The sequence below is a fragment of the Haloferax sp. SDI50 genome (genome assembly GCF_059802635.1).
This window is the reverse complement of sequence record NZ_JBPULL010000001.1, coordinates 379,790-402,594: the sequence shown is the minus strand read 5'-3', so window position 1 is coordinate 402,594 and position 22,805 is coordinate 379,790. Positions and strand designations below refer to the sequence as shown.

Annotated in this window: 24 protein-coding genes; 6 read left to right on the top strand and 18 right to left on the bottom strand. The window is 68.0% G+C overall.

The window, feature by feature from the left end:
* Positions 1-27 precede the first annotated feature (27 nt).
* From ACSR87_RS02085 to ACSR87_RS02050, 8 genes are read right to left on the bottom strand one after another with little or no spacing between them, the layout of a single operon-like run.
* Positions 28-1,101 (bottom strand): methionine synthase, encoded by a 1,074-nt coding sequence (locus tag ACSR87_RS02085; protein WP_498529325.1) that lies wholly within the window; start codon positions 1,099-1,101, stop codon positions 28-30.
* Positions 1,098-2,108: a 5-methyltetrahydropteroyltriglutamate--homocysteine methyltransferase gene (locus ACSR87_RS02080; protein WP_498529324.1), complete on the bottom strand. Its 1,011-nt coding sequence runs from the start codon at positions 2,106-2,108 to the stop codon at positions 1,098-1,100. Before ACSR87_RS02080 ends, ACSR87_RS02085 begins: the two co-directional genes overlap by 4 nt.
* A 59-nt stretch (positions 2,109-2,167) precedes the next feature.
* Entirely contained in the window at positions 2,168-2,764 is a 597-nt protein-coding gene (locus ACSR87_RS02075; RefSeq protein ID WP_498529323.1) for a HemK2/MTQ2 family protein methyltransferase, read from the bottom strand.
* The gene (locus tag ACSR87_RS02070; protein WP_498529322.1) at positions 2,761-3,954 is read right to left on the bottom strand and encodes a mechanosensitive ion channel family protein; all 1,194 of its coding nucleotides are present in this window, start codon (positions 3,952-3,954) and stop codon (positions 2,761-2,763) included. The genes ACSR87_RS02075 and ACSR87_RS02070 overlap by 4 nt, the downstream gene beginning before the upstream one ends.
* Positions 3,955-3,957: 3 nt before the next feature.
* Complete coding sequence (locus ACSR87_RS02065) at positions 3,958-4,821, bottom strand: 16S ribosomal RNA methyltransferase A (protein ID WP_498529321.1); 864 nt, start codon at positions 4,819-4,821, stop codon at positions 3,958-3,960.
* Between the two features lie 42 nt (positions 4,822-4,863).
* A complete protein-coding gene (locus ACSR87_RS02060; protein WP_498529320.1) occupies positions 4,864-5,457 on the bottom strand; it encodes a DUF655 domain-containing protein in 594 nt (197 codons plus the stop codon).
* A gap of 53 nt (positions 5,458-5,510) precedes the next feature.
* Positions 5,511-5,867, bottom strand: coding sequence for an RNA polymerase Rpb4 family protein (locus tag ACSR87_RS02055; RefSeq protein ID WP_004042989.1), 357 nt, complete (start codon positions 5,865-5,867; stop codon positions 5,511-5,513).
* 3 nt (positions 5,868-5,870) lie between these two features.
* Positions 5,871-6,161: a 50S ribosomal protein L21e gene (locus tag ACSR87_RS02050; RefSeq protein ID WP_004061361.1), complete on the bottom strand. Its 291-nt coding sequence runs from the start codon at positions 6,159-6,161 to the stop codon at positions 5,871-5,873.
* A gap of 123 nt (positions 6,162-6,284) precedes the next feature.
* Between ACSR87_RS02050 and ACSR87_RS02045 the strand changes: the two genes are divergently transcribed.
* Positions 6,285-7,445 (top strand): cystathionine gamma-synthase, encoded by a 1,161-nt coding sequence (locus tag ACSR87_RS02045; RefSeq protein ID WP_498529319.1) that lies wholly within the window; start codon positions 6,285-6,287, stop codon positions 7,443-7,445.
* A gap of 130 nt (positions 7,446-7,575) precedes the next feature.
* Positions 7,576-7,833 carry a glycine zipper domain-containing protein gene (locus ACSR87_RS02040; protein WP_498529318.1) on the top strand — a complete coding sequence of 86 codons (258 nt, stop codon included), beginning with the start codon at positions 7,576-7,578 and terminating at the stop codon, positions 7,831-7,833.
* 62 nt (positions 7,834-7,895) lie between these two features.
* On the opposite strand, the gene ACSR87_RS02035 is transcribed toward ACSR87_RS02040, so the two are convergent.
* The 8 genes from ACSR87_RS02035 to ACSR87_RS02000 all read right to left on the bottom strand — a co-directional run bounded on the left by ACSR87_RS02035 (position 7,896) and on the right by ACSR87_RS02000 (position 13,932).
* Positions 7,896-8,162, bottom strand: coding sequence for an elongation factor 1-beta (locus ACSR87_RS02035; protein ID WP_004042995.1), 267 nt, complete (start codon positions 8,160-8,162; stop codon positions 7,896-7,898).
* Between the two features lie 2 nt (positions 8,163-8,164).
* Complete coding sequence (locus ACSR87_RS02030) at positions 8,165-8,344, bottom strand: HVO_2753 family zinc finger protein (RefSeq protein WP_004042997.1); 180 nt, start codon at positions 8,342-8,344, stop codon at positions 8,165-8,167.
* A gap of 83 nt (positions 8,345-8,427) precedes the next feature.
* Entirely contained in the window at positions 8,428-9,711 is a 1,284-nt protein-coding gene (locus tag ACSR87_RS02025; RefSeq protein WP_498529317.1) for a tripartite tricarboxylate transporter permease, read from the bottom strand.
* A gap of 210 nt (positions 9,712-9,921) precedes the next feature.
* Positions 9,922-10,263, bottom strand: coding sequence for a 50S ribosomal protein P1 (rpl12p, locus tag ACSR87_RS02020; RefSeq protein ID WP_004043001.1), 342 nt, complete (start codon positions 10,261-10,263; stop codon positions 9,922-9,924).
* A gap of 21 nt (positions 10,264-10,284) precedes the next feature.
* Entirely contained in the window at positions 10,285-11,331 is a 1,047-nt protein-coding gene (locus ACSR87_RS02015; RefSeq protein ID WP_498529316.1) for a 50S ribosomal protein L10, read from the bottom strand.
* Positions 11,328-11,966 carry a 50S ribosomal protein L1 gene (locus tag ACSR87_RS02010; protein WP_004043003.1) on the bottom strand — a complete coding sequence of 213 codons (639 nt, stop codon included), beginning with the start codon at positions 11,964-11,966 and terminating at the stop codon, positions 11,328-11,330. The genes ACSR87_RS02015 and ACSR87_RS02010 overlap by 4 nt, the downstream gene beginning before the upstream one ends.
* 305 nt (positions 11,967-12,271) lie before the next feature.
* Positions 12,272-12,751 carry a 50S ribosomal protein L11 gene (locus ACSR87_RS02005; RefSeq protein WP_004043005.1) on the bottom strand — a complete coding sequence of 160 codons (480 nt, stop codon included), beginning with the start codon at positions 12,749-12,751 and terminating at the stop codon, positions 12,272-12,274.
* Between the two features lie 116 nt (positions 12,752-12,867).
* Positions 12,868-13,932 (bottom strand): zinc-binding metallopeptidase family protein, encoded by a 1,065-nt coding sequence (locus tag ACSR87_RS02000; protein WP_498529315.1) that lies wholly within the window; start codon positions 13,930-13,932, stop codon positions 12,868-12,870.
* A gap of 173 nt (positions 13,933-14,105) precedes the next feature.
* Here ACSR87_RS02000 and ACSR87_RS01995 point away from each other — a divergent pair, with 173 nt between their 5' ends.
* The 3 genes from ACSR87_RS01995 to ACSR87_RS01985 all read left to right on the top strand — a co-directional run bounded on the left by ACSR87_RS01995 (position 14,106) and on the right by ACSR87_RS01985 (position 16,414).
* Entirely contained in the window at positions 14,106-14,447 is a 342-nt protein-coding gene (locus ACSR87_RS01995) for a hypothetical protein (protein WP_498529314.1), read from the top strand.
* Positions 14,448-14,567: 120 nt separating this feature from the next.
* Positions 14,568-15,671: a mevalonate kinase gene (mvk, locus tag ACSR87_RS01990; protein WP_498529313.1), complete on the top strand. Its 1,104-nt coding sequence runs from the start codon at positions 14,568-14,570 to the stop codon at positions 15,669-15,671.
* Entirely contained in the window at positions 15,668-16,414 is a 747-nt protein-coding gene (locus tag ACSR87_RS01985) for an isopentenyl phosphate kinase (protein WP_498529312.1), read from the top strand. Before mvk ends, ACSR87_RS01985 begins: the two co-directional genes overlap by 4 nt.
* A 42-nt stretch (positions 16,415-16,456) precedes the next feature.
* On the opposite strand, the gene ACSR87_RS01980 is transcribed toward ACSR87_RS01985, so the two are convergent.
* Positions 16,457-17,203 (bottom strand): MBL fold metallo-hydrolase, encoded by a 747-nt coding sequence (locus ACSR87_RS01980; protein ID WP_498529311.1) that lies wholly within the window; start codon positions 17,201-17,203, stop codon positions 16,457-16,459.
* Between the two features lie 103 nt (positions 17,204-17,306).
* Here ACSR87_RS01980 and ACSR87_RS01975 point away from each other — a divergent pair, with 103 nt between their 5' ends.
* Positions 17,307-20,063 (top strand): ATP-dependent helicase, encoded by a 2,757-nt coding sequence (locus ACSR87_RS01975; RefSeq protein WP_498529310.1) that lies wholly within the window; start codon positions 17,307-17,309, stop codon positions 20,061-20,063.
* Positions 20,064-20,117: 54 nt separating this feature from the next.
* Here the strand turns inward: ACSR87_RS01975 and ACSR87_RS01970 are convergent, their stop codons facing one another.
* A complete protein-coding gene (locus tag ACSR87_RS01970) occupies positions 20,118-22,772 on the bottom strand; it encodes an AAA domain-containing protein (protein WP_498529309.1) in 2,655 nt (884 codons plus the stop codon).
* Positions 22,773-22,805 lie beyond the last annotated feature (33 nt).

The following is a 22,805-nucleotide window of genomic DNA, read 5'->3' as shown; positions in this document are numbered from 1 at the left end:
AACGAACGCGAACGCGGCGGTGGGGGCTCAGTCGGCCTGCGGGACGGGCGCGTCGAGGTCGATTTCGCCGGCGTCGAGTTCGGCTTCGACCTCGCGGGCGGCTTTGACCATGTTCTCCATCTTCTGGTAGGCGACCTCGCGGGGGAGGAGCTTCACGCCGCAGTCGGGCGAGACGGTGAGCTTCTCCGGCGGGACGACTTTCAGGCCCTGCTTGATGTTCTCCTTAATCTCCTCGACGCTCTCGACTTCGGCGGTGTGCACGTCCACGACGCCGAGCGCGAGGTCCGGCTCGAACTCGGGGTCGGTGAACACGTCAATCTGCTCGTAGCCGCCGTTGCAGAGTTCCACGTCGAACTCGTCGATGGGGTAGTCGTTGAGTTCGGGGTAGATGCGCGAGTAGTCGCCGTAACAGACGTGGAGGCCGATGCGGACCTCGTCGGGGACGCCCGCGACGATGCGTTCGAGACACTCGCCGACGATGGCGTGGTCGTCCGGCGTCGTCGCCAGCGCGGGCTCGTCGATCTGGATGTAGGTCGCGCCCGCCTCGACGAGCTGTTCGATTTCCTCGTTGACGAGGTCGGCCAGCGCGTACGCGAGGTCGGCCTCTGAGTCGTAGTGCTCGTTGAACGACCAGCTCGCCAGCGTGTACGGGCCCGTGATGGGCACCTTGACGGGCTTGGAAGCCACGTCGCTCGTGAACTCGAACTCGTCGACCAGCCACGGCTCGTCGTACTCGACCTCGCCGACGACCGAGGGCTTGTCGAAGTAGTTGTGGCCCCACACCTTCACCGGGCCGTTGAACTCGTAGCCGGGGATGCGGTGGGCGAAGTACTCGACCATCTCCTCGCGGCGCATCTCGCCGTCGACGACGGTGTCGAGGCCGGAGCGCTCGTGTTCGCGGGTGATGACGCGACAGGCGTCGTCGTGAGCCTCGTGGAGGTGCTCCTGCGTGAACTTGGAGTCGGGGTCCTCCGCGAGGTCGTTGGCGCGGTTGAGCCACTTGGGCTTCGGGTAGGAGCCGACGACGGTGGTGAGCAGGAAGTGCTTGGTGTCGTGGGCTTCGGGGCGGAACTGCTCGCGGTTCTCGGCGTCGCGGCTCATGCTTCCACCTCCAGTTCGTCCTCGGTGGCGGCCGCGAGGGCGGCGAGTTTCTCCGTCGCGCGGTTCTCCGGCAGGTAGAACAGTTCGGTGTTGGAGGTCACGTAGGCGGTGTCGAACGTCTGGCTCTGGACGTTGTCGAGGGTCCACTCGACGCGCTCGCGGACCGTCTCGGGGTCTTCGACCAGCGTGTTCTGGCCGTCGACGAGGCCCAGGGCGATGTCGTCTTTCGTGCCGTACTCGTTGATGTTGTAGAGCGTCTGGTCGCGGTCGCCGGCGACGAAGTCGAAGCCGATGGCGTCGACGTCGGCGTCCATGAGGTGCGCGTAGACCTTCTCGTCGAGCGCGCCCCAGTAGGTGTGGACGACCACGTCGGCGTCGGTCGCGTCGGAGACGGCGGAGATGGCCTCGGGAACGCGCTCGTCGATGTCCTCGCCCGGCGGCGAGAACACGAGCGAGGGTTCGAGGAGGAACAGCGTCTCGTGGTCGGGGAAGGCGTCGACCTCGCCCGCGAGGAGCTCGCTGACGGCGTCGAGGAACTCCGCCTCGTCGCCGTAGTGCTCGTCGGTGGCGAGGTCCGAAAGCGAGTACGGGCCGGGGAGGACCGCCTGCAGCGACTCGTCGCCACCGAGGAGGTCGGCGGTGGCGTCGAGTTCGGCCGCGACGTCGCCGGAGAAGGTGAGTTCGCCGCTGACCTGCGGGTCGCGGTAGAAGTTGTTGTTGTCGTAGTAGCGGACGATGCCGCCGGTCTCGACGTTCTCGTGGACCGTCAGCGGGTGCGCGAGCATGTCGTCCCAGCGGAGTTGCCCCTCGACGACGCGGTCGAGGCCGGCGTCGGTCTGTTCGGAGACGACTTCCTCGCGGGCGCGGTCGTACGCGCCCACGATGTCGCCGCCCTCGTTACCGGAGATGAGGTCGTGTTTTTGGTGGCCCTTGAGGTCCGAAAGCTCCTGTTTCGCCCAATCCGGGAGGGGATACAGTCCCGGTGTCGTCGAGACGAGTTCAGTCATCATCTCTCGCTAAGAAATGACGGTGTATAATATTTCCTGTATCAACATATGCGCATTAGTTATTCCATCGCGAGCACCGTGAGCGTCTCGTAGGGGTACGACTCTTGGACGACGACCTCGTGACCGAAGCCGTTGGCCTCGGCGCGGGCGAGCACCTCGTCGTAGCCGGTGAAGCTACTCACGAGGAGGAAGACCGTGCCGCCGGGTTTGAGCACGCGCCCGACGGTGTCGAGGAAGGGGTCGATGATTTCGCGGCCGTCCTCGCCGCCGGTGAGCGCGACCTCCATCCAGTCGTCGCGCGCGGCTTCGAGGTCCTCGGGGAGGTACGGCGGGTTGAACGCCACCGCGTCGAAGGCGTCGTCGCGGAACGGTTCGACGAGGCTCCCGCGGACGACCTCGAAGCCGCGGTGGCCCTCCTCGCGGAGGGCGGCGGCGCGCTCGGCCGCCTGCCGGCAAGCGTGGGGGTTGAGGTCGCTCGCGACCACGTCCGCGTCGGTCTTCGTCGCGAGCCGTTCTGCGACCCAGCCTGAACCGGTCCCGACTTCGAGGACGCACCCCGAGACGCGCCCGACCGCGGCCTGCGCGAGTAGCCCGGAGTCCTCCGCGGGCTGGTAGACCGAGGTGTTCATCCCGCGGCGCTCGGCGAGGTCGGTCATTCGTCGCCTCCCTCGACGCCGCCGTCGGCCTCGGGGCTCGCCTCGGGTCGCTGGTCCGTGAGCGAAATCGGACCCGAAGGGTCGCGCTCGGACAGCGCGCGCTGCGGGAACGGGATCGCGATTCCCTCCTCGTCGAACGCCTCGCTGACGGCCGAGATGGTCGCGGTGCGCGCGCGCCACCACCGCCGGGCGCTCGGGCGGTCTATCCACGGGCGCACCCCGAGGACGACCGCCGAGTCACCGAACCGCTTTGCGACGACCTGCGGCTTCGGCACCGACAGCACCTCGTCGAGGTCTTCGACGGCCGCCTGCGCCACCTCTGCGGCGCGGTCGATGTCGGCGTCGTAGTCGACGCCAACCTCGATGTCGAGGCGGAGCCGCCCCTTTCGGCTCCGGTTGACGAGGCTCTCCGAACTCACCACGTCGTTTGGAATCATCACGAACTCGCCGTCGAACGTCTGGATACGCGTGTTCACGACCGTGATTTCGGTGACGATACCCTCGTGGTCGCCGACTTCGACCCAGTCACCGATTTCGAACGGCCGAGAGAACATGATGACGAAGCCCGCGATGAGCGACCCGAGGGTCTGTCTCGCGGCCATACCGACCACGATGCCGAGGAAGCCAGCGCCGACGAGGAAGCCGCCGAGGTCCGCCCGCCAGATACCGAGGATGACCGCGAGCGTGGTGAGGTAGGTCGTCACCTGCGCGATGCGGTAGATGATTTCGCGCTGGTGGTCCGAAATCTCCGGGCGCGTACTCGCGATTTCACCGATGAACCGGCCGAGGACGCTCGTGAGAACGTACGCGCCGACGACGAACGCCGCCGACAGCGCGATGCGGACGAACGTCTCTCTGCCGAGGTCGTACTGCGCCGAAATCGTGCCGATGTCGCCCGACAGCGACCAGAGCGCGAAGACGAACCCCCCGCCGCCGGCGACGACGACGAGTCGAAGCACGGTCACCGAGAGATGCCACACCGGCATCGAGACGGCCTCAAATTCCTTGTCGTGGAGTCGAGCGCCGAGCCGCCAGACGGCGACGACCGCGACGGTCACGAGGACGCTCGCGGCGACGCGGAGTTCGAACGTCGGGAACAGCGACGCGATGTCGAGAACCGTACCGCTCTGGAGGGGGGTTGCCGTCGAGGCGAGGCGGAAGAGCACCGCGGCGAGTGCGGGGAGCGTCATGGATTATAGGCCGACCGACGCGGCGAGTTGCGCGAGTTCGGCGAACTCGGCGGGTGCCATGTTGCCGGCGCGCTTTCGGAGCACGTCCTCGTCGGCGGCCTCGACGACCGCTTCGGGGTCCGACAGCCCGGAGATGTGCGCCGTGTTGCGGATGCCGTTTCTGATGGTCTTTCGCCGCTGGGTGAACAGCGCCTTCACGAAGTCGAGGAAGAACGCCTCGTCGTCGACCTCGTACTCCGGCTCGCGCGGCGTGATTCGGACGACGACACTCTGGACCGCGGGCTTGGGGTCGAACGCCTCGCGGGGGACGTGCTCGCAGAGTTCGACCTCACCGTAGTGCTGGGTGCTCACCGAGAGGCGACCGTACTCCGAGGTGCCCGCCTCGGCGGCCATCCGCTCGCCGAACTCCTTTTGGAACATCAACACGAGCGGCTTGCCGCGGGGGAGCAGCCGGAACGAGATCTCCGAGGAGATGCCGTACGGGAGGTTCGAAACGCACGCGGTGAACTCGGGCAGGTCGACCTCGAGCGCGTCGCCCTCGACGACGGTGAGCCGTCCCGATTCGACTTCGTCAGCGAACTCGCGGCGCAGGTGCGCGGCGAACGTCCGGTCCTGTTCGACGACGGTCACGCGGTCGGCCACGCCGAGCAGTCGGTCCGTGAGGACGCCCGGCCCGCCGCCGATTTCGAGGACGTGCGAGCGGTCCGCGTCCTCGGGGAGATACGTCGGGATTCGGTCGACGACGCGGTCGTCGACGAGGAAGTGCTGGTCGTGGTCCGGGTTCCCGCGAGCGCCCGCCCGCCGGATGAGGGCGTCCGGGTCGCGCGCGGCGGCCTCGCGGACCTGTTCGCTGCCGTCGCTCGTCATTGGGAGAGGTATCGTGCGGGAGCGGGTAAAAGTCCCGTTCCGCTACCGCCCGTCGCGTCCGACGAACGTCTTGTACTTCACGTCGTTGTCGCGGAGTTCGTCGAGGATGCGCTCGACGATGACCTCCTTCGGGCGGTGGAGCCCCGAGACGCGCGCTTCGAGGTCCTCGAACGACTCGAACGGCCCCTGTCGCTTGCGCGATTCGAGAATCTTGTCGCGGAGCTTCTTGCCGATGCCGGGCAGCAAGTTGAGCTGGTGGAGCCGCAGCGTGATGGGCTGTGCGTCGTTGTAGAAGTCGACGAACCGCCGTTCGTCGGCCTCGACGATGTCCTCGACGACGTAGTCGACTTCGGCCGTCGCCGTGTTCGAGAGGTCGCCGTACGAGAGTTCTTCGACGGACTGAATCAGCTCGCGGTCGGCGACCGGGGAGACGACGAGTCGGTCGCCGATGCTCACGTCGGCGTCTTCGACGAGGGTCAGCTCGAGGAGACGGAAGTCGGACTCTCCGAGCGCGTACGCGATGGGTGCCGCGTCGAAGCGCCGTCGGTCGTCTCCTTGACGCCCGTGGCGGAGTACGTCGAGTACGACGACGTACTCGGTCGTGGCGTCGGCGTCACCGCTCTCCGTACGTGTCATACCAGTAGTTACGGCGAGCCGATATTTAAATAGTTGGCCGCGCTGTCACGCGGTCAGACGTACTTCGCGACGACGTTGAGGATTTCGTCGAGTTCGTCGCCCGAGAGCGCGTAGCGCTGCTGGGCGAACACCGCGCGGAGTTCGTCGCGCGACTGCGGGAGGAGGTCCGCGATTTTGATGGCGGTCGGACCGTCGACCTTCTCGAGCTCGGCGAGCTCCTCGACGAGTTCGCGAGATTCCTCGGGGTCGAGGTGGGCGAACCGGTTGACGTGTTCTATCGCACGGGCCAGTTCGTAGCGCATCTCGCGCTCTTCGTCGGCGGCGCGTTCCGCCTCAACCTCGGCGAGCAGTTCCTTGACCTCGGAGGTCGTCAGATACTCCTCGTCGAGCTTTTCTTTGAAGATGGTCATCGCTTACTGCTGGGCGCGCAGGTGAGCGGGACGGACGATGACCGTCTTCTCTTTGCCGCCGTCGTTGATCTGGACCTTGAACGCACGGCCCTGCTTCCCGGTGACTTCACCGGTGAGACCGTTGAAGCGCGGGTGGAAGCGACCCTCGCGAACGCTCGGGTCGATGTTGAGGTGGACCTTCTGGCCCTCCTCGAATTCCGCGATGGCGCGCTGCGGCGGCGAAGTGCCGCGCTCGCGCGGCTTGTTCGAGAGCTTTCCTCGCGTCCCCTTCATCGGACCGTTGGAGCTCGGCATAGTCGTGAGAACGAATACTTGCGTCGCCATTATAAATTGCACGTTACGAACCGCGCGTGTGTGTCTCCCGCGTGGTCGCGCGGGAGGGACGGACTTAACCCGAGTCGGCGCGGCGCTTCTCGTATGTCCGAAGACGAGCGGCGCATCGAGACGCGCGCCATCCACGCGGGACAGGAGCCCGACGAGGAGACAGGGGCGCTCATGACGCCCATCTACGCGAACTCGACGTACGCCCAAGACGGGCCGGGCGACCACCGCGGCTACGAGTACTCTCGCACCGGGAACCCGACGCGAACCGACCTCGAATCGAACCTCGCGGCGCTCGAACACGGCTCGTACGGCCGCGCCTTCGCCTCGGGGATGGGCTCGATAAACACCGTGCTCAACCTCCTCGAGGCGGGTGACCACGTCGTCGCCGGCAACGACGTCTACGGCGGCACCCACCGCATCTTCACGCAGGTGTACGAGAAGTACGACCTCGAGTTCGACTTCGTCGACACCACCGACCACGACGCCGTCCGCGACGCCGTCCGCGACGAGACCGAACTGGTGTGGGTCGAGACGCCGACGAACCCCCTCATGCGCGTCAACGACATCGGCGCGCTCGCCGACATCGCCCACGAGGTCGACGCGCTGTGCGCCGTCGACAACACCTTCGCCACGCCGTACCTCCAGCGCCCCCTCGACCACGGCGCGGACATCGTCTCGCACTCGCTGACGAAGTATCTCGGCGGCCACTCCGACGTTGTCGGCGGCGCGCTCGTCACCGACGACGAGGAACTCGACGAGGAACTCGGCTTCTACCAGAACTCCGTCGGCGCGACGCCCTCGCCGTTCGACTGCTTCCTCGTCCTTCGCGGGACGAAGACGCTCCCGGTCCGGATGGACCGCCACTGCGACAACGCCCGCGACCTCGCCGCGTGGCTCGACGACCACGAGGCGGTCTCCGAGGTGTTCTATCCCGGCCTCGACTCCCACCCGCAACACGACCTCGCGGCCGAGCAGATGGACGATTTCGGCGGGATGCTCTCGTTCGAACTCGACGGCTCGCTCGAACAGGCCTCGACCGTCGTCGAGGAAACCGAGGTGTTCACGCTCGCCGAGAGTCTCGGCGGCGTCGAGAGCCTCATCGAACAGCCCGCGGCGATGACTCATGCGGCCATCCCCCGCGAGGAGCGACTCGAAGCGGGCCTCACCGACGGCCTCATTCGCGTTTCGGTCGGCATCGAGCACATCGACGACATGAAAGCCGACCTCGAGCGGGCGTTCGACGCGGCGTTCTGAGGCTCGGACCCCGCGACTCGTCCGCACGCGCCCGTCCTCGAGCGCCCTCGCGCACCGGTGGTCGACCAGTCGTTGCCGCGAGTTGGGAACGCGAGTAAGGGTTATTGAATAGCACGATGAATAGTGAGGTATGTCCCAGGAGTCAGTCTCCCTGAGCGCGGAGTCCGTACAGCGACAGAGCTACACCGAACCCGCAGACCGCGCGATGGTCGATTCCGACGACCACGAGGGGTCGAGCCACAGCGCCGAGCAGTTCGGTATCGGGCTGTCTCTCGGGTTCCTCCTCGGCGGCGTCGCGGGCGTCATCGGCAACTCGCTACCCATCGGCGTGATGCTCGGGCTCACGTTCGGCGTCGTCCTCGGCGTCTACTTCATGGAGCGCCGCTGACGACGGGCGACGGGCGACGCGGTCGCTCCGGGACTTGCCTGCGAAAAAGGTCGGTCGTCAGTTCAGATACGGCCGACGTTCTCGACGGAGACGCTCTCGACGCCTTCGACTTCGATGAACGCTTCCTCGACGGCCTCGGTGCCGCCGGCGTCGTCGGGGACGATGACGGTCGGCAGGAGGGCGACGAGTCCGAACGCGACGTCGTCGCGTTCGAAGCCCTTGATTTTCGCACCCTCGGGCAGGGAGTCTTCGAGCGCGTCCTCGAGGCTGTCGAGGTCGAGTTCGGGGCTGTTCGGCATGACCTTGATTTTAGCAGCTACTTTTCCCATGATTATGGACCCATGAAGCCGCAGTCGGGACACTCGTAGAGGTTGCTCTGCTTGCGGCACTTGGAACAACGCGAAATCTCCTGGCCGCAGTCGGGGCACTTGAACGTCGCCGCGCTCATGCCGGCGATGTTGATGCCACAGGACACACACTGGTGCGCGTGTCGCTGTTCGGACTCGCTCATACGCTCATAAACCGGCGCGCGACTTTTAACCGTTGTCTTTCCGGGTTCCTGCGGGGGAAATCCGTGGCCCGCGTGGACACGACTCATCCGAGCGCCAACGGTCCCATGAGGACGCACATCAGGTGGACGCGCCGACAGCCGAACCGGACGGGGAGGTGCCCGATGACCGCGGCGACGATGAGGACGGCGACGCCGCCGCCCCCCGCGAACGCCCACGAGAGCGCGACGAGCAGGGCGCAGACGGCGGCGACGAGTCGGCGCTGGTCGAGCCGTCCGACAACCGCGAGCGCCCGGTCGCCGACGACCGGAACCAACACCGCCCCGCAGAGCCCCGAGACGACCGTCACCGGCACCGCGAGGCCGAGTCCCGTCGGGAGTTCCGCCTCCGTGAGCGCGACGAGCGCGCCCGTTCTGGGCGTCCCCAACCCGGCCAGCGCGAACAGCGCGAACACCGTCGTCGCCGTCGTGGCCGCGCTGGTCGCGGTGACGTAGGCCCGCGTCGATTTGTCGGGGTCGGTCCTGGGGAGCGCGGCGAGCGCGAGCGTCCCGGCGACGCCGGCGGAGACGCCCGGGAGGTAGCCGACGAACGCCCCGCCGCCGGTCCCCGCGGCGACGCTCCGCGCGACCGACCCCGGCGACGTTGCGAGCGCGGCGTCGCCCTGCGGCGGCACGCCGGAGCCCCGCCGCGCCGCCAAGAGGACCGGGACGCCGAACAGCCCGGCCAAAAGCGGGGCCAACACGCCGCCGACGGGGAGCGGCCCCCCGAACGGCCGGTCGAGGACGGCGAGGCCCAGCCCCGTCGAGGCGGCGATGGTCACGCAGGCCGCCAGCTTCGCCCGTCGACTCGGTTCGGTCCAGACGAGCGCGGCGGCGACGCTGACGAGGACAAGCCACAGGTGGTCGCGGACGACGGGGTAGCCCTCGACCAGCACCTCCGTGAGCGGCACCGCGACCGGAACCGCCAGACAGAGCGCTGCACCGCTGCCGAGCGCCGATAGCCGAAGCGCCTCCCGCCCGCGCCCGCCGAGGACGAGTTTGTGCGCCGGCAACGCGCCCGGCGCGAGCGCGGCGTCGGGCACGCCGAGCGTCAACGCCGGCACCACGTCGAGGAACGTGTGGACGGTCGAGGCGGCGAGGACGGCCGCCGCGACGGCGACCGGCGGGCCGGGGAACCCCGAGGCGACTCCGGCGAGAAGCAGGGCAAAGGCGTTGGCGTGGAGACCGGGGACCAGCCCCGAGCAGGTTCCGAGACAGACGCCGGCGACCACGCCGAGGAGGACCGCGGTCGTCGGGTCGGCCGCGACGGACGACGCGAGCGTCGCCACTCGGCCGAGGTGGGTGACGGCCGCGCCGCCGGTGAGGAGCATCGAGGCGGAGTGGCCGCGGCTTCGGGTATGAAGCTACGCGCGCCGCAGCGCGCTCTCACCGCCACCGACGCCGACGGCGATGCTGGCGCTGCCAGCGCGGTCAGTATCCGAGTCGGGAGACGGACGGAGCCGCCGCTTGCGGATTGCGTCGAAAGAAATCGGTGTTTCGAACCGAGCGTCGCCGCGGATGCGGCGGGGTCTCGCGGAAGTTTAGCCGAAGAGCGCGCCGAGGCCCTCGCCGTCGGCTTCTTCGTCGTCGTCGCCGTCGTCGTCGCCGCCTTCGTCAGCGGCCTCTTCTTCGGCGTCTTCCTCGTCGTCGTCGTCAGCGGCCTCGACCTCGCCACCGGCGGAACCGCCCGCAGCGGGCGCGGGGGCGGCGGCGGCCGTCTCGATGGCCTCTTCGATGTCGACGTCCTCGAGCGCGGCGACGAGCGCCTTGACGCGGGATTCTTCGACATCGACACCGGCGGCCTCGAGGACCGCGGTGATGTTCTCTTCGTTGACCTCTTCGTCCGACTCGTTCAGGATGAGCGCAGCGTAGACGTATTCCATTGTTGTGTACCTTGTGTGTTGTTAGAACAGGGAGCCGAGGGCGTCGCCAGCGTCTTCGTCGTCGCCGTCGTCGTCGGCGGCGTCTTCGTCGGCGGCGGCGTCTGCCTCGTCGGCGTCCGCTGCTTCTTCGTCAGTCGATTCTTCTTCCTCGGCGGCACCCGTGTCAGCCGCGGACACGCCGCGGAGTTCCTCGGGAAGCGCCTCTTCGTCGTCGATGTTCGCCGCGAGCGCCCGAAGCTGGGCGTCCGCCTTCGAGATGAGCTCGGGCATGAAGTCCGGGCTCTCGATGTTGGCGAACAGACCGACGGCCTTGGCCTCGCTCGTCGCCTTGGCGATGAGCGTCGGCGCGGTCTGGGCGGTCGGGTAGACCGCGTTGACAGAGAGGTTCGTCGCGGCGGAGACGGCCGACTGGATGTCGGCGCGGTACTCGTCCACGTCGATGGCGAGTTCGTCGGGCTCGAACAGGACGCCTTCGGAGAAGACGCCGCGGAGGTCGAGACCGACCTCCTTGGGCTCGATGCCGAGTTCCGCCAGGACGTTCGCGAGTTCCTCGGAGACTTCCTCGCCCTCGGAGAGGACGTTGGAGTCTTCCGTCACCTTGATCGAGCCGTCCATGATGCGGGCGGACGCCCCGACCTGCTGGAGTTCGCCGACGAACGGACCCGGGTCGACACCGGTGTCACCCTCGGGGATGACGATGTCGTTCGGGGCGACTTCACCGGCGTTGATGGGCGCGGGCGTCTTCGACGCCTCGAGCTCCTTGAACAGGGCGAACGGGTTGTCGTTCGTGCCGATGAGGGCGACCTGCCCGGCGATGTACTCCTTGAGCTCCTCGAAGCCGTCGTTGACTTCGTCGAGCGCGCGGTTCACGAGCGTGTTCCGGCTCATGCGCACGGCGGCCGAGCCGTGAAGCTCGCGGCGCATGGACTGAAGCTGGCGGCTCGGAATGCCCGCGACGCCGACGACGCCGACGGATTCGTAGGATTCGATGAAGTCGACGAGCTCGTCGACCTCTTCACGCTTCCACTGCGGGATGACCTCGGTCTGCCGAACCTCGGATTCGCTCATGCGGGCACCTCCACGGACGGCCCCATCGTCGTCTTCACGTAGACGGAATCGATGTTGAGCGGGCCCTTTTCGAGCGTCGCTTCGAGACGACGGACGATGACGTCGATGTTCTCCGCGATTTCGTCGGGCGTCATGTCGTCTGCGCCGACGCGCGTGTGGAACGTCCGACGGTCGCGCGAGCGGAGCTGCACCGTGTTCTTCATCCGGTTCACCGTCTCGACGACGTCGTCGTCGGGCTGAAGCGGGGTCGGCATCTTACCACGGGGACCGAGCACGGTACCGAGGTAGCGACCGATGTCCTGCATCAGTCCAGCCTCGGCAACGAAGAAGTCGGTCTCGTCGGCAAGGTCTTTCGCCGCATCGGTGTCGTCGCCGAAGTCTTCGAGCTCGTCGGGCCCGAGAACTTCGTCGGCGGCATCCTCTGCGCGGAGCGCGGTTTCACCGGTCGCGAACACCACAATCTGGGTGTCCTGGCCGGTGCCAGACGGGAGCACGATGCTCTCGTCGACACGCTTCGACGGGTCGTTAAGATCTAAGTCTCGCAAGTTCACGGCGAGGTCAACCGTTTCGCGGAAGTTCCGCCCGGGTGCCTCGTCGAGAGCGCGAGAGACTGCGTCAACTATTGTGTCTGCCATTATTCACCTCCGTAGTACGCAGGATTGCTCCTACGGGTCAGTGAAACAGGCTACTGCCTGCCTCGTCCGGCAGGACGAGTAGGCTCAACTTAAGTCCGTCGAACTACGGGAGCCGAAACCCCCGAATTCGGGGGTTTCGCGTGCCACAGCCACACATGCGGGCTGGCGAGCACGCGAGCGATGTGAGGTCGTCGACGGTCGGGCCGCTCCGGGTCGAATCGGGTCGGTGGAGAGAAGAAAGCGGGCCGAGTCGACTCGACCCGACGGAAAGGGCGGTTCGAACCGCCGAGACGGTTCCGAGACGATTACTCGTCGTCGAAGTAGTCGTCGAAGTCGCCGCCGTCGATGCGCTGTTTGAACGTGCGGGCGTCTTCGCCCTCGATGGTGACGCCGAGGGACGCACACGTCCCGGCGACTTCCTTCGAGGCGTTCTTGAGGTCGTACGAGAGCAGGTCAGAGGACTTCTGCTCTGCGACCTTCTTCAGCTGTTCGATGGACATGTCGGCGACGAAGTTCTCCTGGGGTTCGCCGCTGCCGGTGTCGAATCCGACTTCGTCCTTGATGAGCGCCGCCGTCGGCGGGACGCCGACTTCGATGCTGAACGAGCCGTCGTCGTCGTATTCGACGGTGACGGGGACTTCCATGCCGTCGAAGGCAGCCGTCTGGTCGTTGATGTCGTTGACGACGTCCTGCACGTCGACGGGGGTCGGGCCGAGTTCCGGGCCGAGCGGCGGACCGGGGTTCGCCTTCCCGCCGGGAACGAGTACTTCGATAGTTCCAGCCATACGTGGAAACACCGTGTGGCGACTTTTAACGGTTTTCTTTCGGCCGGAGGCGTGTGCGACAACTACGCACAGATGGCGGAGTCACCGCCCGCCAGCCGACGGGTCGACGGGAACGCTCACAGTTCGACGCCGAACGACTCCACGTCGCCCGCGAGCGCGGCCATCGACCCGAGGAGTTCGGCCACGTCGTCGAGGTCGCTCGTGGAGACGACTTCCACGGGCGTGTGCATGTAGCGGTTCGGGATGCCGATGTTGAGCGAGGGGATGCCGGAGCGACTCGTGTAGAAGGCGTCCGCGTCGGTTCCCGTGCGGATGCCGGCGGCCTGCAACTGCACGCCGATGTCGGCCTCTCCGGCCGCGTCGCGGGCGAGCGCGACGACGTTCGGGTGGTTCGCGCTCCCGCGGGAGACGACCGGTCCCTCACCGAGTTCGACTGGCCCTTTGCGCTTGCCGGGCACGTCGGGGTTGTCCGTGGCGTGGGTCACGTCGACGGCGACCATCGCGTCGGGGTCGAGGTCGTAGCCGACCATCTTCGCGCCCTGCACGCCGACTTCCTCCTGGACGGTGCTGACGGCGTACACCGTCGCGTCCACGTCGGCCTCGACGGCGGCGCGCAGCCCCTCGGCGGCCGACCACGTGCCGACGCGGTTGTCCATCCCGTTGGCCGCGACGCGGTCGCTCGCGAGGTCGCGGACCCGCGCTTCGACCGTCACGGGGTCGCCCACTTCGACGTGGTCCTTCGCGTCGCCCTTGCTCGTCGCGCCGATATCGACGAACTGCTCTTCGAGGTCGTCGTACTCCTCGCTGCCCACGTCGCGGAGGTGGATGGCGGTCTGGCCGATGACGCCCGCCACGTCGCCGTCGTCGCCGTGGACCGTCACGTGCTGGCCCTTCGAGACGGTGCGGTCCGCGCCGCCGATGGGGCCGATACGGACGAAACCGTCGTCGTCGATGTCGCGGACGATGTAGCCGATTTGGTCCGCGTGGCCGGTGAAGGCGATTTCCGGGCCCTCGCCGGTTCCCTCGTGGACCGCGACGGCGTTGCCGTAGTCGTCGACCGTCACGTCGTCGGCGAACTGCGAGACGTAGTCCACCCACACGCGCTGGCCGGCGACCTCGTAGCCGGACGGACTGGGTGTGGTGAGCAGGTCTTCGAGGAAGGTGCGTCGGTCGTCGTCCATACGGGACGCTCGGGGGCGGCGAAACAAGAACACAGCGACTCCAGCACACCACACCGGAAGCCGAGCGGGGCGTCGTGGCTCGCAGCGTCCCGCGGCGGCCCAAGACGGCCCGAGACGGCCCGCATCAGTCCGTCGCCACAAGGCATATCCATCTTGTGAGCGTACTGATTGGTATGGCCGACTTCACACTCTTCGAGGTCCACCTGCACGACGGCTTCGAGTTCAGCCCGACCAACAGCGCACCGCTCCTCTCCAAGGGGCGCGACGGGGACGCGCTCGAAGCCGACGACGAATCGTACGACGACTACGACGCCGAGTTCGACGCCGACGAAGGCGACGAGGCCGACGAATCCGAGTCGAGTGGCGGCCCCGGTATGGCACTGCTCGTCGGGTTCATCCTCCTCGTCGGCATCGCGGCGGCGGTCCGCTACATCCGCGGCGACGCCGACGACCTCGACGAACTGACCGACCTCGACGACGACGCCGAGCGCGACGAAGTCGAAATCGACGCCTGAACCGGCGGCTCCGAACACCGTTTTTCTACGACCGTTCCCGCCGACGACCACCCCCGCGAGCGGCCCCGTGTTCGACCGCAGTCGGATACCCTTAAGCGAATCCCGTAGCAACTCCGGGGTATGACCGTTTCGAGCGCTCCCGGCAAGGTGTATCTGTTCGGGGAGCACGCAGTCGTCTACGGCGAGCCGGCGGTCCCCTGCGCGGTCGAGCGCCGGGCGACCGTCACCGTCTCCGCCCGCGACGACGACCACGTCCGCGTCCGCGCCGAGGACCTGAGTCTCAACGGCTTCACCGTCGAGTACCGCGGTTCGACCGGCGACCGGCCCGACGTGGACGTTCCGGCACCGCTCGTGGAGGCCGCGATGGGCTACATCGACGCCGCGGTCGACCAGGCCCGGGCCGCCGCCGACGCGCCCGACGCCGGCTTCGACATCACGGTTGAAAGCGACATCCCGCTCGGGGCCGGCCTCGGCTCTTCGGCGGCGGTCGTCGTCGCCGGCATCGACGCCGCGACCCGCGAACTCGGCGTCGAACTCGCGCCCCGCGAACTCGCGGAACGCGCCTACCAGGCCGAACACGAGGTCCAAGACGGACAGGCCTCCCGAGCCGACACTTTCTGCTCCGCGATGGGCGGGGCCGTCCGCGTCGAGGGCGACGACTGCCGGACCATCGACGCGCCGCCGCTCCCGTTCGTCATCGGCTTCGACGGCGGCGCGGGCGACACCGGCGCGCTCGTCTCCGGCGTCCGCGCGCTCCGCGAGGAGTACGACTTCGCCGCCGACACCGTCTCGACCGTCGGTGACATCGTCCGCCGGGGCGAGGAACTGCTGGCCGAGGCGGACCCCGACGCCGACGACCCGCCCGAAGAACTCCTCTCCGAACTCGGCCGCTTTATGAACTTCAACCACGGCCTGCTCGAAGCCCTCGGCGTCTCCTCGCGCTCGCTCGATTCGATGGTGTGGGCCGCCCGCGAGGCCGGCGCGTACGGCGCGAAACTGACCGGCGCGGGCGGCGGCGGCTGTATCGTCTCTCTGGACCCGACGCCCGAGACGCAGACCGCGCTCCGGTTCACCCCCGGCTGCGAGGACGCCTTCCGCGCCGAACTCGCCACCGAGGGCGTCAGAGTCGAGGTGCCGCCGGACGCGGACGCCGAGGGCGAGGCTGAGCGCGAGCGCGCCCCCGACGACGGGAACGGGACGGAGACGGGGGCGGACTCGGCGTGAGCCTCGTCGTCCTCAAACTCGGCGGGAGCGTCGTCACCGACAAGGACGAACCGGAGACGGTCGACGAGGCGGGACTGGCGGCCGCCGCAGACGCGGTCGCGACCCTCGCTGAATCGGGCCGCGTCGTCGTCGTCCACGGCGGCGGGAGCTTCGGCCACCACCACGCCGCCGAACACGGCGTCTCCTCGGAGACCGGCAGTCACGACGCCCGCGGCGTCCGCGCCATCCACGACGCGATGAAGCGCCTCAACGACGCCGTCCTCGACGCCCTCGAAGAGCGCGGCGTCGCGGCCCTGCCGGTCCACCCGCTTTCGGTCGGCGCGCGCGAGACCGACGGCTCGCTGGCACTTCCACTCGCGGCGACCGAGACGATGCTCGACGAGGGCTTCGTCCCGGTCCTCCACGGAGATGTCATCGCGCACGCGGGCAAGGGCGCGACCATCGTCAGCGGCGACGACCTCGTGGTGTCGCTCGCGTCGGGGCTCGGCGCGGACCGCGTCGGCCTCTGTTCGACCGTCCCCGGCGTGCTCGACGCCGACGGCGACGTGATTCCCGAGATTACGGCGTTCGAGGACGCGGCGGACGCGCTCGGCGGGTCGGACTCCACCGACGTGACCGGCGGCATGGCCGCGAAAGTGCGAAAACTGCTCGCGCTCGGCGCGCCGGCGCACGTCTTCGGCCCCGAGGGACTGTCGGCGTTCGTCGCCGGCGAGTCGCCGGGAACCGTCATCCGCGGAGAGTGAGAGGAGTCGGCTTCGGACCCGGACTCGGACCCTGATGCGGACTCAGAGTTCGACGACCAGCCCGTCTTCTGCGACCCGAACCTCGCCGTCGAACCGTTCGCTCACGCTCGCCCGGAGGTCGTCGGTGACGCGGTCGGCGTGCGGGTAGAGATGCGTCAGGTAGACCGAGTCGATGTCCCACCCGGCGAGCGCCTCGCCCACCTGCGACGGCGTTGGGTGGTTCGACACGTCCACGTCGTCCGGGAACGAGCAGTCGTGCGCGAGGACGCTCGCGCCGTCGGCGAAGTCGCCGAGGGCGGAGAACGCCTCGGTGTCCCCCGAGAAGACGAAGTCGGCCTCGCCGCGCTCGTTGCTGAAGCGGTAGGCGAGCGTCGGCATGGAGTGGCGGACTTCGAACCCCATCACGTCGAAGCCGGCGATGCCGAATTCGGTCGGGCCGACCTCCCGAACCTGGATGTCGAGGCGGCCCCGCAGGTAGTCGTGGACGTCGAACAGCCCCTCGACCAGTTTCTCGGTCCCCTCCGGCCCGACGATTTCGAGGCTGTCAGCGCCGGCGAGCCACCGGGCTTTCACGAGCGCCATGAGGTCCGAGACGTGGTCGAGGTGGTGGTGCGTGAGGAGGACCGACGAGACACCCTCGTAGCCGACTTCCGTCTCGGCGAGTCGACCGAGGACGCCCGACCCGCAGTCCACGAGGAGGGCGTTGCCGTCCGATTCGAGGAGGAGTCCGGTCTGGGCGCGGCCGGTGACGGGCATCGCACTGCCGGTGCCGAGGAACGTGACGCGCATGCGCAGAGCTACCACGGCGGCGGCGTTAGTCCTTGTGCTCGTCAGGTCGGCCGCCGCGGGCACAGGCACAACCCTCATACCCGCGCAGGCTAACCCCGAGGTAATGACCCGGCGCGGCCGCTCGCTTCTCGCGTCGAGAGGCGGCGACTACGAGTTCGACCCCGAGTCGGTGTCGGTCGCCGACGAGGACGTGCTCGACCTGCTGGAGCCCGCCGTCCAGGAGTGGTGGGTCGACCGATTCGGTGAGTTCGTCCCCGGCAACGGCGGCTTTTTCACTCCACCCCAGCGCGGAGCTATCCCCCGCATCCACGACGGCGACAACGCTCTCATCTGCGCGCCGACGGGGTCCGGCAAGACGCTTGCCTCCTTCACCGCCATCATCAACGAGCTGTTCCGCCGCGAGCGCGAATCCCCCGACGGCCTCGACAACTCGGTGTACTGTCTCTACGTCTCGCCGCTGAAATCGCTCGCCAACGACATCCACCGGAACCTGACCGAGCCGCTGTCGGGCATCGCCGACATCGCCGCCGACCGCGGCGAGACGGTGGACATCAGACACGCCATCCGCCACGGCGACACCTCCTCGGCGGACCGCCAGAAGATGCTGTCGGAGACGCCGCACATCCTCAACACGACGCCCGAGACGCTGGCGATTCTGCTCAACTCGCCGAAGTTCAAAGAGAAGCTCCGAACCGTCGAGTACGTCGTCGTCGACGAGATTCACAGCCTCGCGGAGAACAAACGCGGCACGCATCTGTCGGTGTCGTTAGAGCGACTGGAAGACCTCGCCGAGTCGTCGCCGACGCGCATCGGCTGTTCGGCCACCGTCGAACCGCTCGACACGGTCGCGGAGTTCCTCGTCGGCTGCGAGGACGGCGAACCCCGCGACTACGAACTCGTGGACACGCGGTTCGTCCGCGACTTCGACGTGCAACTGGAGTGTCCGACAGACGACCTCATTCGGACGCCCCGAAGCGAGGTCCAGAGCCGGTTTTACGACCGCCTGCACGACCTCGTCGCCTCGCACACGAACACGCTCGTGTTCACCAACACGCGGTCGGGCGCGGAGCGCGTCCTCCACAACCTCCGCGAGGAGTTCGACGACATCGACGGGTCGAACTCCGGCTGCCACCACGGGAGCCTCTCGAAAGAGCGCAGACAGGAGATAGAATCGAAGCTGAAGGCGGGCGAGTTACGCGTCGTCACCACCTCCACGAGCCTCGAACTCGGCATCGACATGCCCCACATCGACCTCGTGGTGCAGGTCGGCTCACCCAAGTCGGTCGCCGCGCTCCTCCAGCGGGTCGGCCGTGCGGGCCACCAACTCGGCCAGACGGTCGAGGGCCGCGTCATCGCCCTCGACAGGGACGAGCTCGTCGAGTGCGCGGTGATGCTCTCGAAGGCCGAAGCCGGCTTCGTCGACCGGGTGTTCATCCCCGAGAACGCCTTCGACGTGGCCGCCCAGCAGGTGTACGGGATGGCAATCAACGCGATTCGCCCCGAGTCGGAACTCCGCGAGACGCTCCGGCGGGCCTACCCGTACCGGAACTTCTCGGACGACGACTTCGAGCGCCTGTTCCGCTATCTCACCGCCGACTACGACGGCCTCGAAGACAAGAACGTCTACGCGAAAATCTGGCGCGACACCAACGACCCGCCGGACGGCGAACACCACTACGAGGAGTTCCCCGTGGGCGAACCCCTCATCGGCAAGCGCGGCCGGATGGCCCGCGTCATCTACATGACCAACATCGGCACGATTCCCGACTCCTTCACCTGCGACGTGCTGGTCCGCGGGGCCGACCAGTGGGTCGGCACGCTCGACGAGGGCTACCTCGACACGCTGGAGAAAGGCGACGTGTTCGTCCTCGGCGGCGACCACTTCGCCTACCGCTACCGCCGCGGGTCGAAAGTGTACGTCGACCGCACCGCACAGCGCCCGACGGTTCCCTCGTGGTTCTCCGAGCGCCTGCCGCTTTCGTACGACCTCGGCCGCGAACTCGCAGCGTTTCAGGCCGCCCTCGTGGACCGACTCGACGCGGGCGGCGCGCCCGCCGTCAGGTCGTGGCTCCGGGAGTTCCCGCTCGACGAAAACAGCGTCCGCGCCGTCACGCGGATGTTCGACGAGCAGGTCAGATACGCCGGCCCAGAGAGCGTGGCGACCCCCGACAGACTCGTCGTGGAGACCGAACTCGACCGCGACGCCTACCGCCGGCATTTCTACGTCCACTGCACCTACGGCCGGCGGTTCAACGACGGCCTCTCGCGGCTCCTCGCGTACCACGCGGCCCGCCGGACGAACGCGAACGTGCAGGTCGCCGTCGCCGACAACGGCTTTTCGCTGTCGATGCCGCTCAACCGCAAAGTCGACCTCGCGGGCGTCCTCCGCGACCTCGACCCCGAGACGGTCGAGGACGACCTCCGGGCCGCCCTCGACGGGACCGACCTCCTGAAGCGCTACTTCCGCATCAACGCGACGCGCTCGCTCATGATTCTCAAGCGCTACAAAGGCTACGAGAAGTCCGCCGCCCAACAGCAGGTCTCCTCCGAGATGCTGCTGTCGTTCGCCCAGGACCTCGACGAGTTCGCCGTGATGGAGGAGACCTACCGCGAGATTCTCGAAGACAAACTGAACCTCGCCGCCATCGAGGACGCGATAGCGGCGATTCGGGCGGGCGACGTGGACGTGGTCGGCCAGCAGGTCTCGTCACCGACGCCGCGGGCGTTCGGCCTCGCCACGCTGACCGCGAGCGACGTGGTCCTCGCCGAAGACGAGAGCGCGGCGCTCCGGGAGTTCCACGAGCGCGTCAAAGCCGAAATCAACGACGACGAATCCGACCTCGGCATCGACGTGAACTGACGGGTCGGCGGGCCGGCGGGCCGGCGGTTCGCGGCCGAGGAGCCGCGGAGACGCCTACCGCCGCGCCCACGCGAGCATCCGGTCGTAGAACGGGTCGGATTCGAGCGCGTCGGCGTCGCCGACGAGACACAGCGCCTTCTTCGCCCGCGTCAGCGCGACGTTGATGCGGCGGTGGTCCTCGAACAGCGGGCCGTCCAACTCGCCGGTGGCGACAAAGGAGACGACGATGACCTCCTTCGAGGAGCCCTGGAACCGGTCGACCGTGTCGACGGTGGCATCGGTTCGTCGGGAGATTTCCGCGACCTGCGCTCGGAAGGGGGCGATGACGCCGATGTCGTCGGTGTCGACGCCGGCGGCCTCGTAGGCGGCGACGACCTCCGCGACGCGGTCGGCTTCGACGGGGTTCGTGTTGCCGACGCGCCGACCGTCGGGGTCGACGAAGGCGACTTGGTCCGCGAGTTCGGCGGGGAGGTCCGCGGTGTCGACGCCGAGGTCCCGGAGGTGCTGGGCGGCGACAGCGCCCGTGGCCGGGCGGAGCGCGCCGTCGTAGAACTCCTTCGAGGCGAACGCCTGAATCCGCTGGGACATGCGGTACTGGCGGTCGAGCATGACCGAGGCGTCGGGGTACGTCTCGATGAGTCGCTGGAACAGCGATGTCTGGAGGTCGTTTTCGGCGCGGACGACCGGCGGCAGCTGTTTGTGGTCGCCGACGAGGACGAACCGGTCTGCGAGGTTGACGGCGGCGAGCGTCCCGGGTTCGGTTATCTGCGACGCCTCGTCGACGAGCGCGGCGTCGAACGACTGCTCGCGCATCACGCGCGACCCGCAGGAGGCGGTGGTCGCGGCGACGACCGGCGCGTCGCGGAGGGCGGCGGCGAGCGCGTTCGGGTCGCCGCTACGGGAGAGGCGCACGTCTTGCATGTCCTCGCGGACGCCCGATTCGGTGCCGACGCGGACGATATCGTCGAACCCCTGGTCGCGCAGGGCTTCCAGCGCGTTGTCGACCGCGCGGTTCGTGAAGGCCGAAAGCAAGACGCGGTTGCCGTCTTCGACGAGCGCGCGGATGGTCCGGGCGATGGTGTAGGTCTTGCCCGTCCCCGGCGGCCCGTGGATGAGCGCGAGGTCGTCGGCGTCGACCGCGAGACTGACCGCCTCGTCTTGTTTCTCGTTGTTGTCGATGAACGTGCGACCCACAGAGCGGTCCGCAAACTCGGGGTCGCGGCGGCCGAACAGCACGTCTTTCCGGTCGGGCGAGCCCTTGAGCACCGCGTCGTGGAGCGCGGTGAGCAGGCGGTCCACGGTGAGTTCCGAGGGGTACACGTCGAGGCGGCGGAGCGGCACGGGTTCGTCGGTCGTGACGACGATTTCGTCGCCGAGTTCGACGATGCGCGCGAGTTCGGCGTGCCCCTCGACGGGGTGGCCGTCGCTGGCGAGCGCCACGTCGCCGGCGCGGAGTTTCGACACCGCGTCGTCGGTCTGCTTCGCCCGGAGTTCCCACGTGCCGTCGGGGCGCTCGGTCTGGCCGAGGGGTTCGAGGCCGATGAGCGCCCGGTCGTCGTCGGCACGTTCCTCGGCGTTCTGGTCCCAGAGCTTGCGGTACTCCTTGTGGACCGCCCGGCGCTCCTCTTCGACGGCGCGGTAGAAGCGGTCGAAGTAGTCGCGTTCGTCCTCGGGGACCGGCGTGCCGATTGCGCCGGCTTTCGATTCCTGGTCGAGCCTCCCGGAGACGACCATACAGGTGTCTTTCTCGAAGCAGTACTCGCACTTCGAGTTCACCTCGTAGCCGGTCGGCACCGACGCGTCGTGTTCCATCGCCGCGATTTCGTTGCGGGTGCGGACGACGAACTCGAGGAGGCCGCGGCCGATGGAGAAGTCCTTCGCCGGCGAGAGGTCGCCGGACTCCTCGGTGCGGTCGAGCGTCGTGTTCTTCGTGTAGAGGAGCGTCCCCGTATCGACCGGCACGCCCCGCTCTTCGAGGATGAGCGCGTAGGAGGCGGCCTGAATCTTGTCCTGAAACCGCGGGTCGCGGTTGAGGTTCTTGCCGGTCTTGAGTTCGACGGGCGACCCCCGGCGGAGGGCGTCGGCGCGGCCTTTGATGCCGAACGTCGGTGAGATGAGGGTGTACTCCGAGCGCCACTCGTCTTCGTCCGTGAGGACGCCCTGCGAGAGCCAGCCCTCGATGGCGGCGGCGTTGCGGCGCACCTCGTCCGCGACCTCGTCGACCTCGCGGCCGAGCAAGCCGAGTTCGAGGCCGCGCTCGTCGATGCGCTCGTCGATGGACGAGTCGAGGTCGCGGCCGCGGAGGAGGTCGCCGAACACGTCGTGGACGATGGTCCCTTTCACTACCGGGTAGTTCAGCGGGATGCCCGAGAGCTTGTTCAGGTAGTACATCCGCGAGCACTGCACCCACGAGCGGATGTCGGTCACGTCCACGAGGAAGTCGGGTTCGACGACGACGAACGACTCGGAACCCGTCGAGTACGTCGTCTCGCCGCGGTACTCCGACTCCTCGGCGTCGGTGACGAGGATGTCCATGCCCGGTTCGGCGTGTTCGGCGGCGTGGGTCCACTTCCCCCAAAGGGTGACGGTTACGGGCTCGCCCGTGCCGCGTTCGGGGCGGAGCGTCACCTCCGCCAGCGAGCGCTCGCCGTACTTCGTTTCGACGTCGCGCGGCTCGCCGACCTCGACGAGCGGACCGCGAAGGTTCACGTCGAAACCGTCGGTGAGGCGCGGGCAAATAGC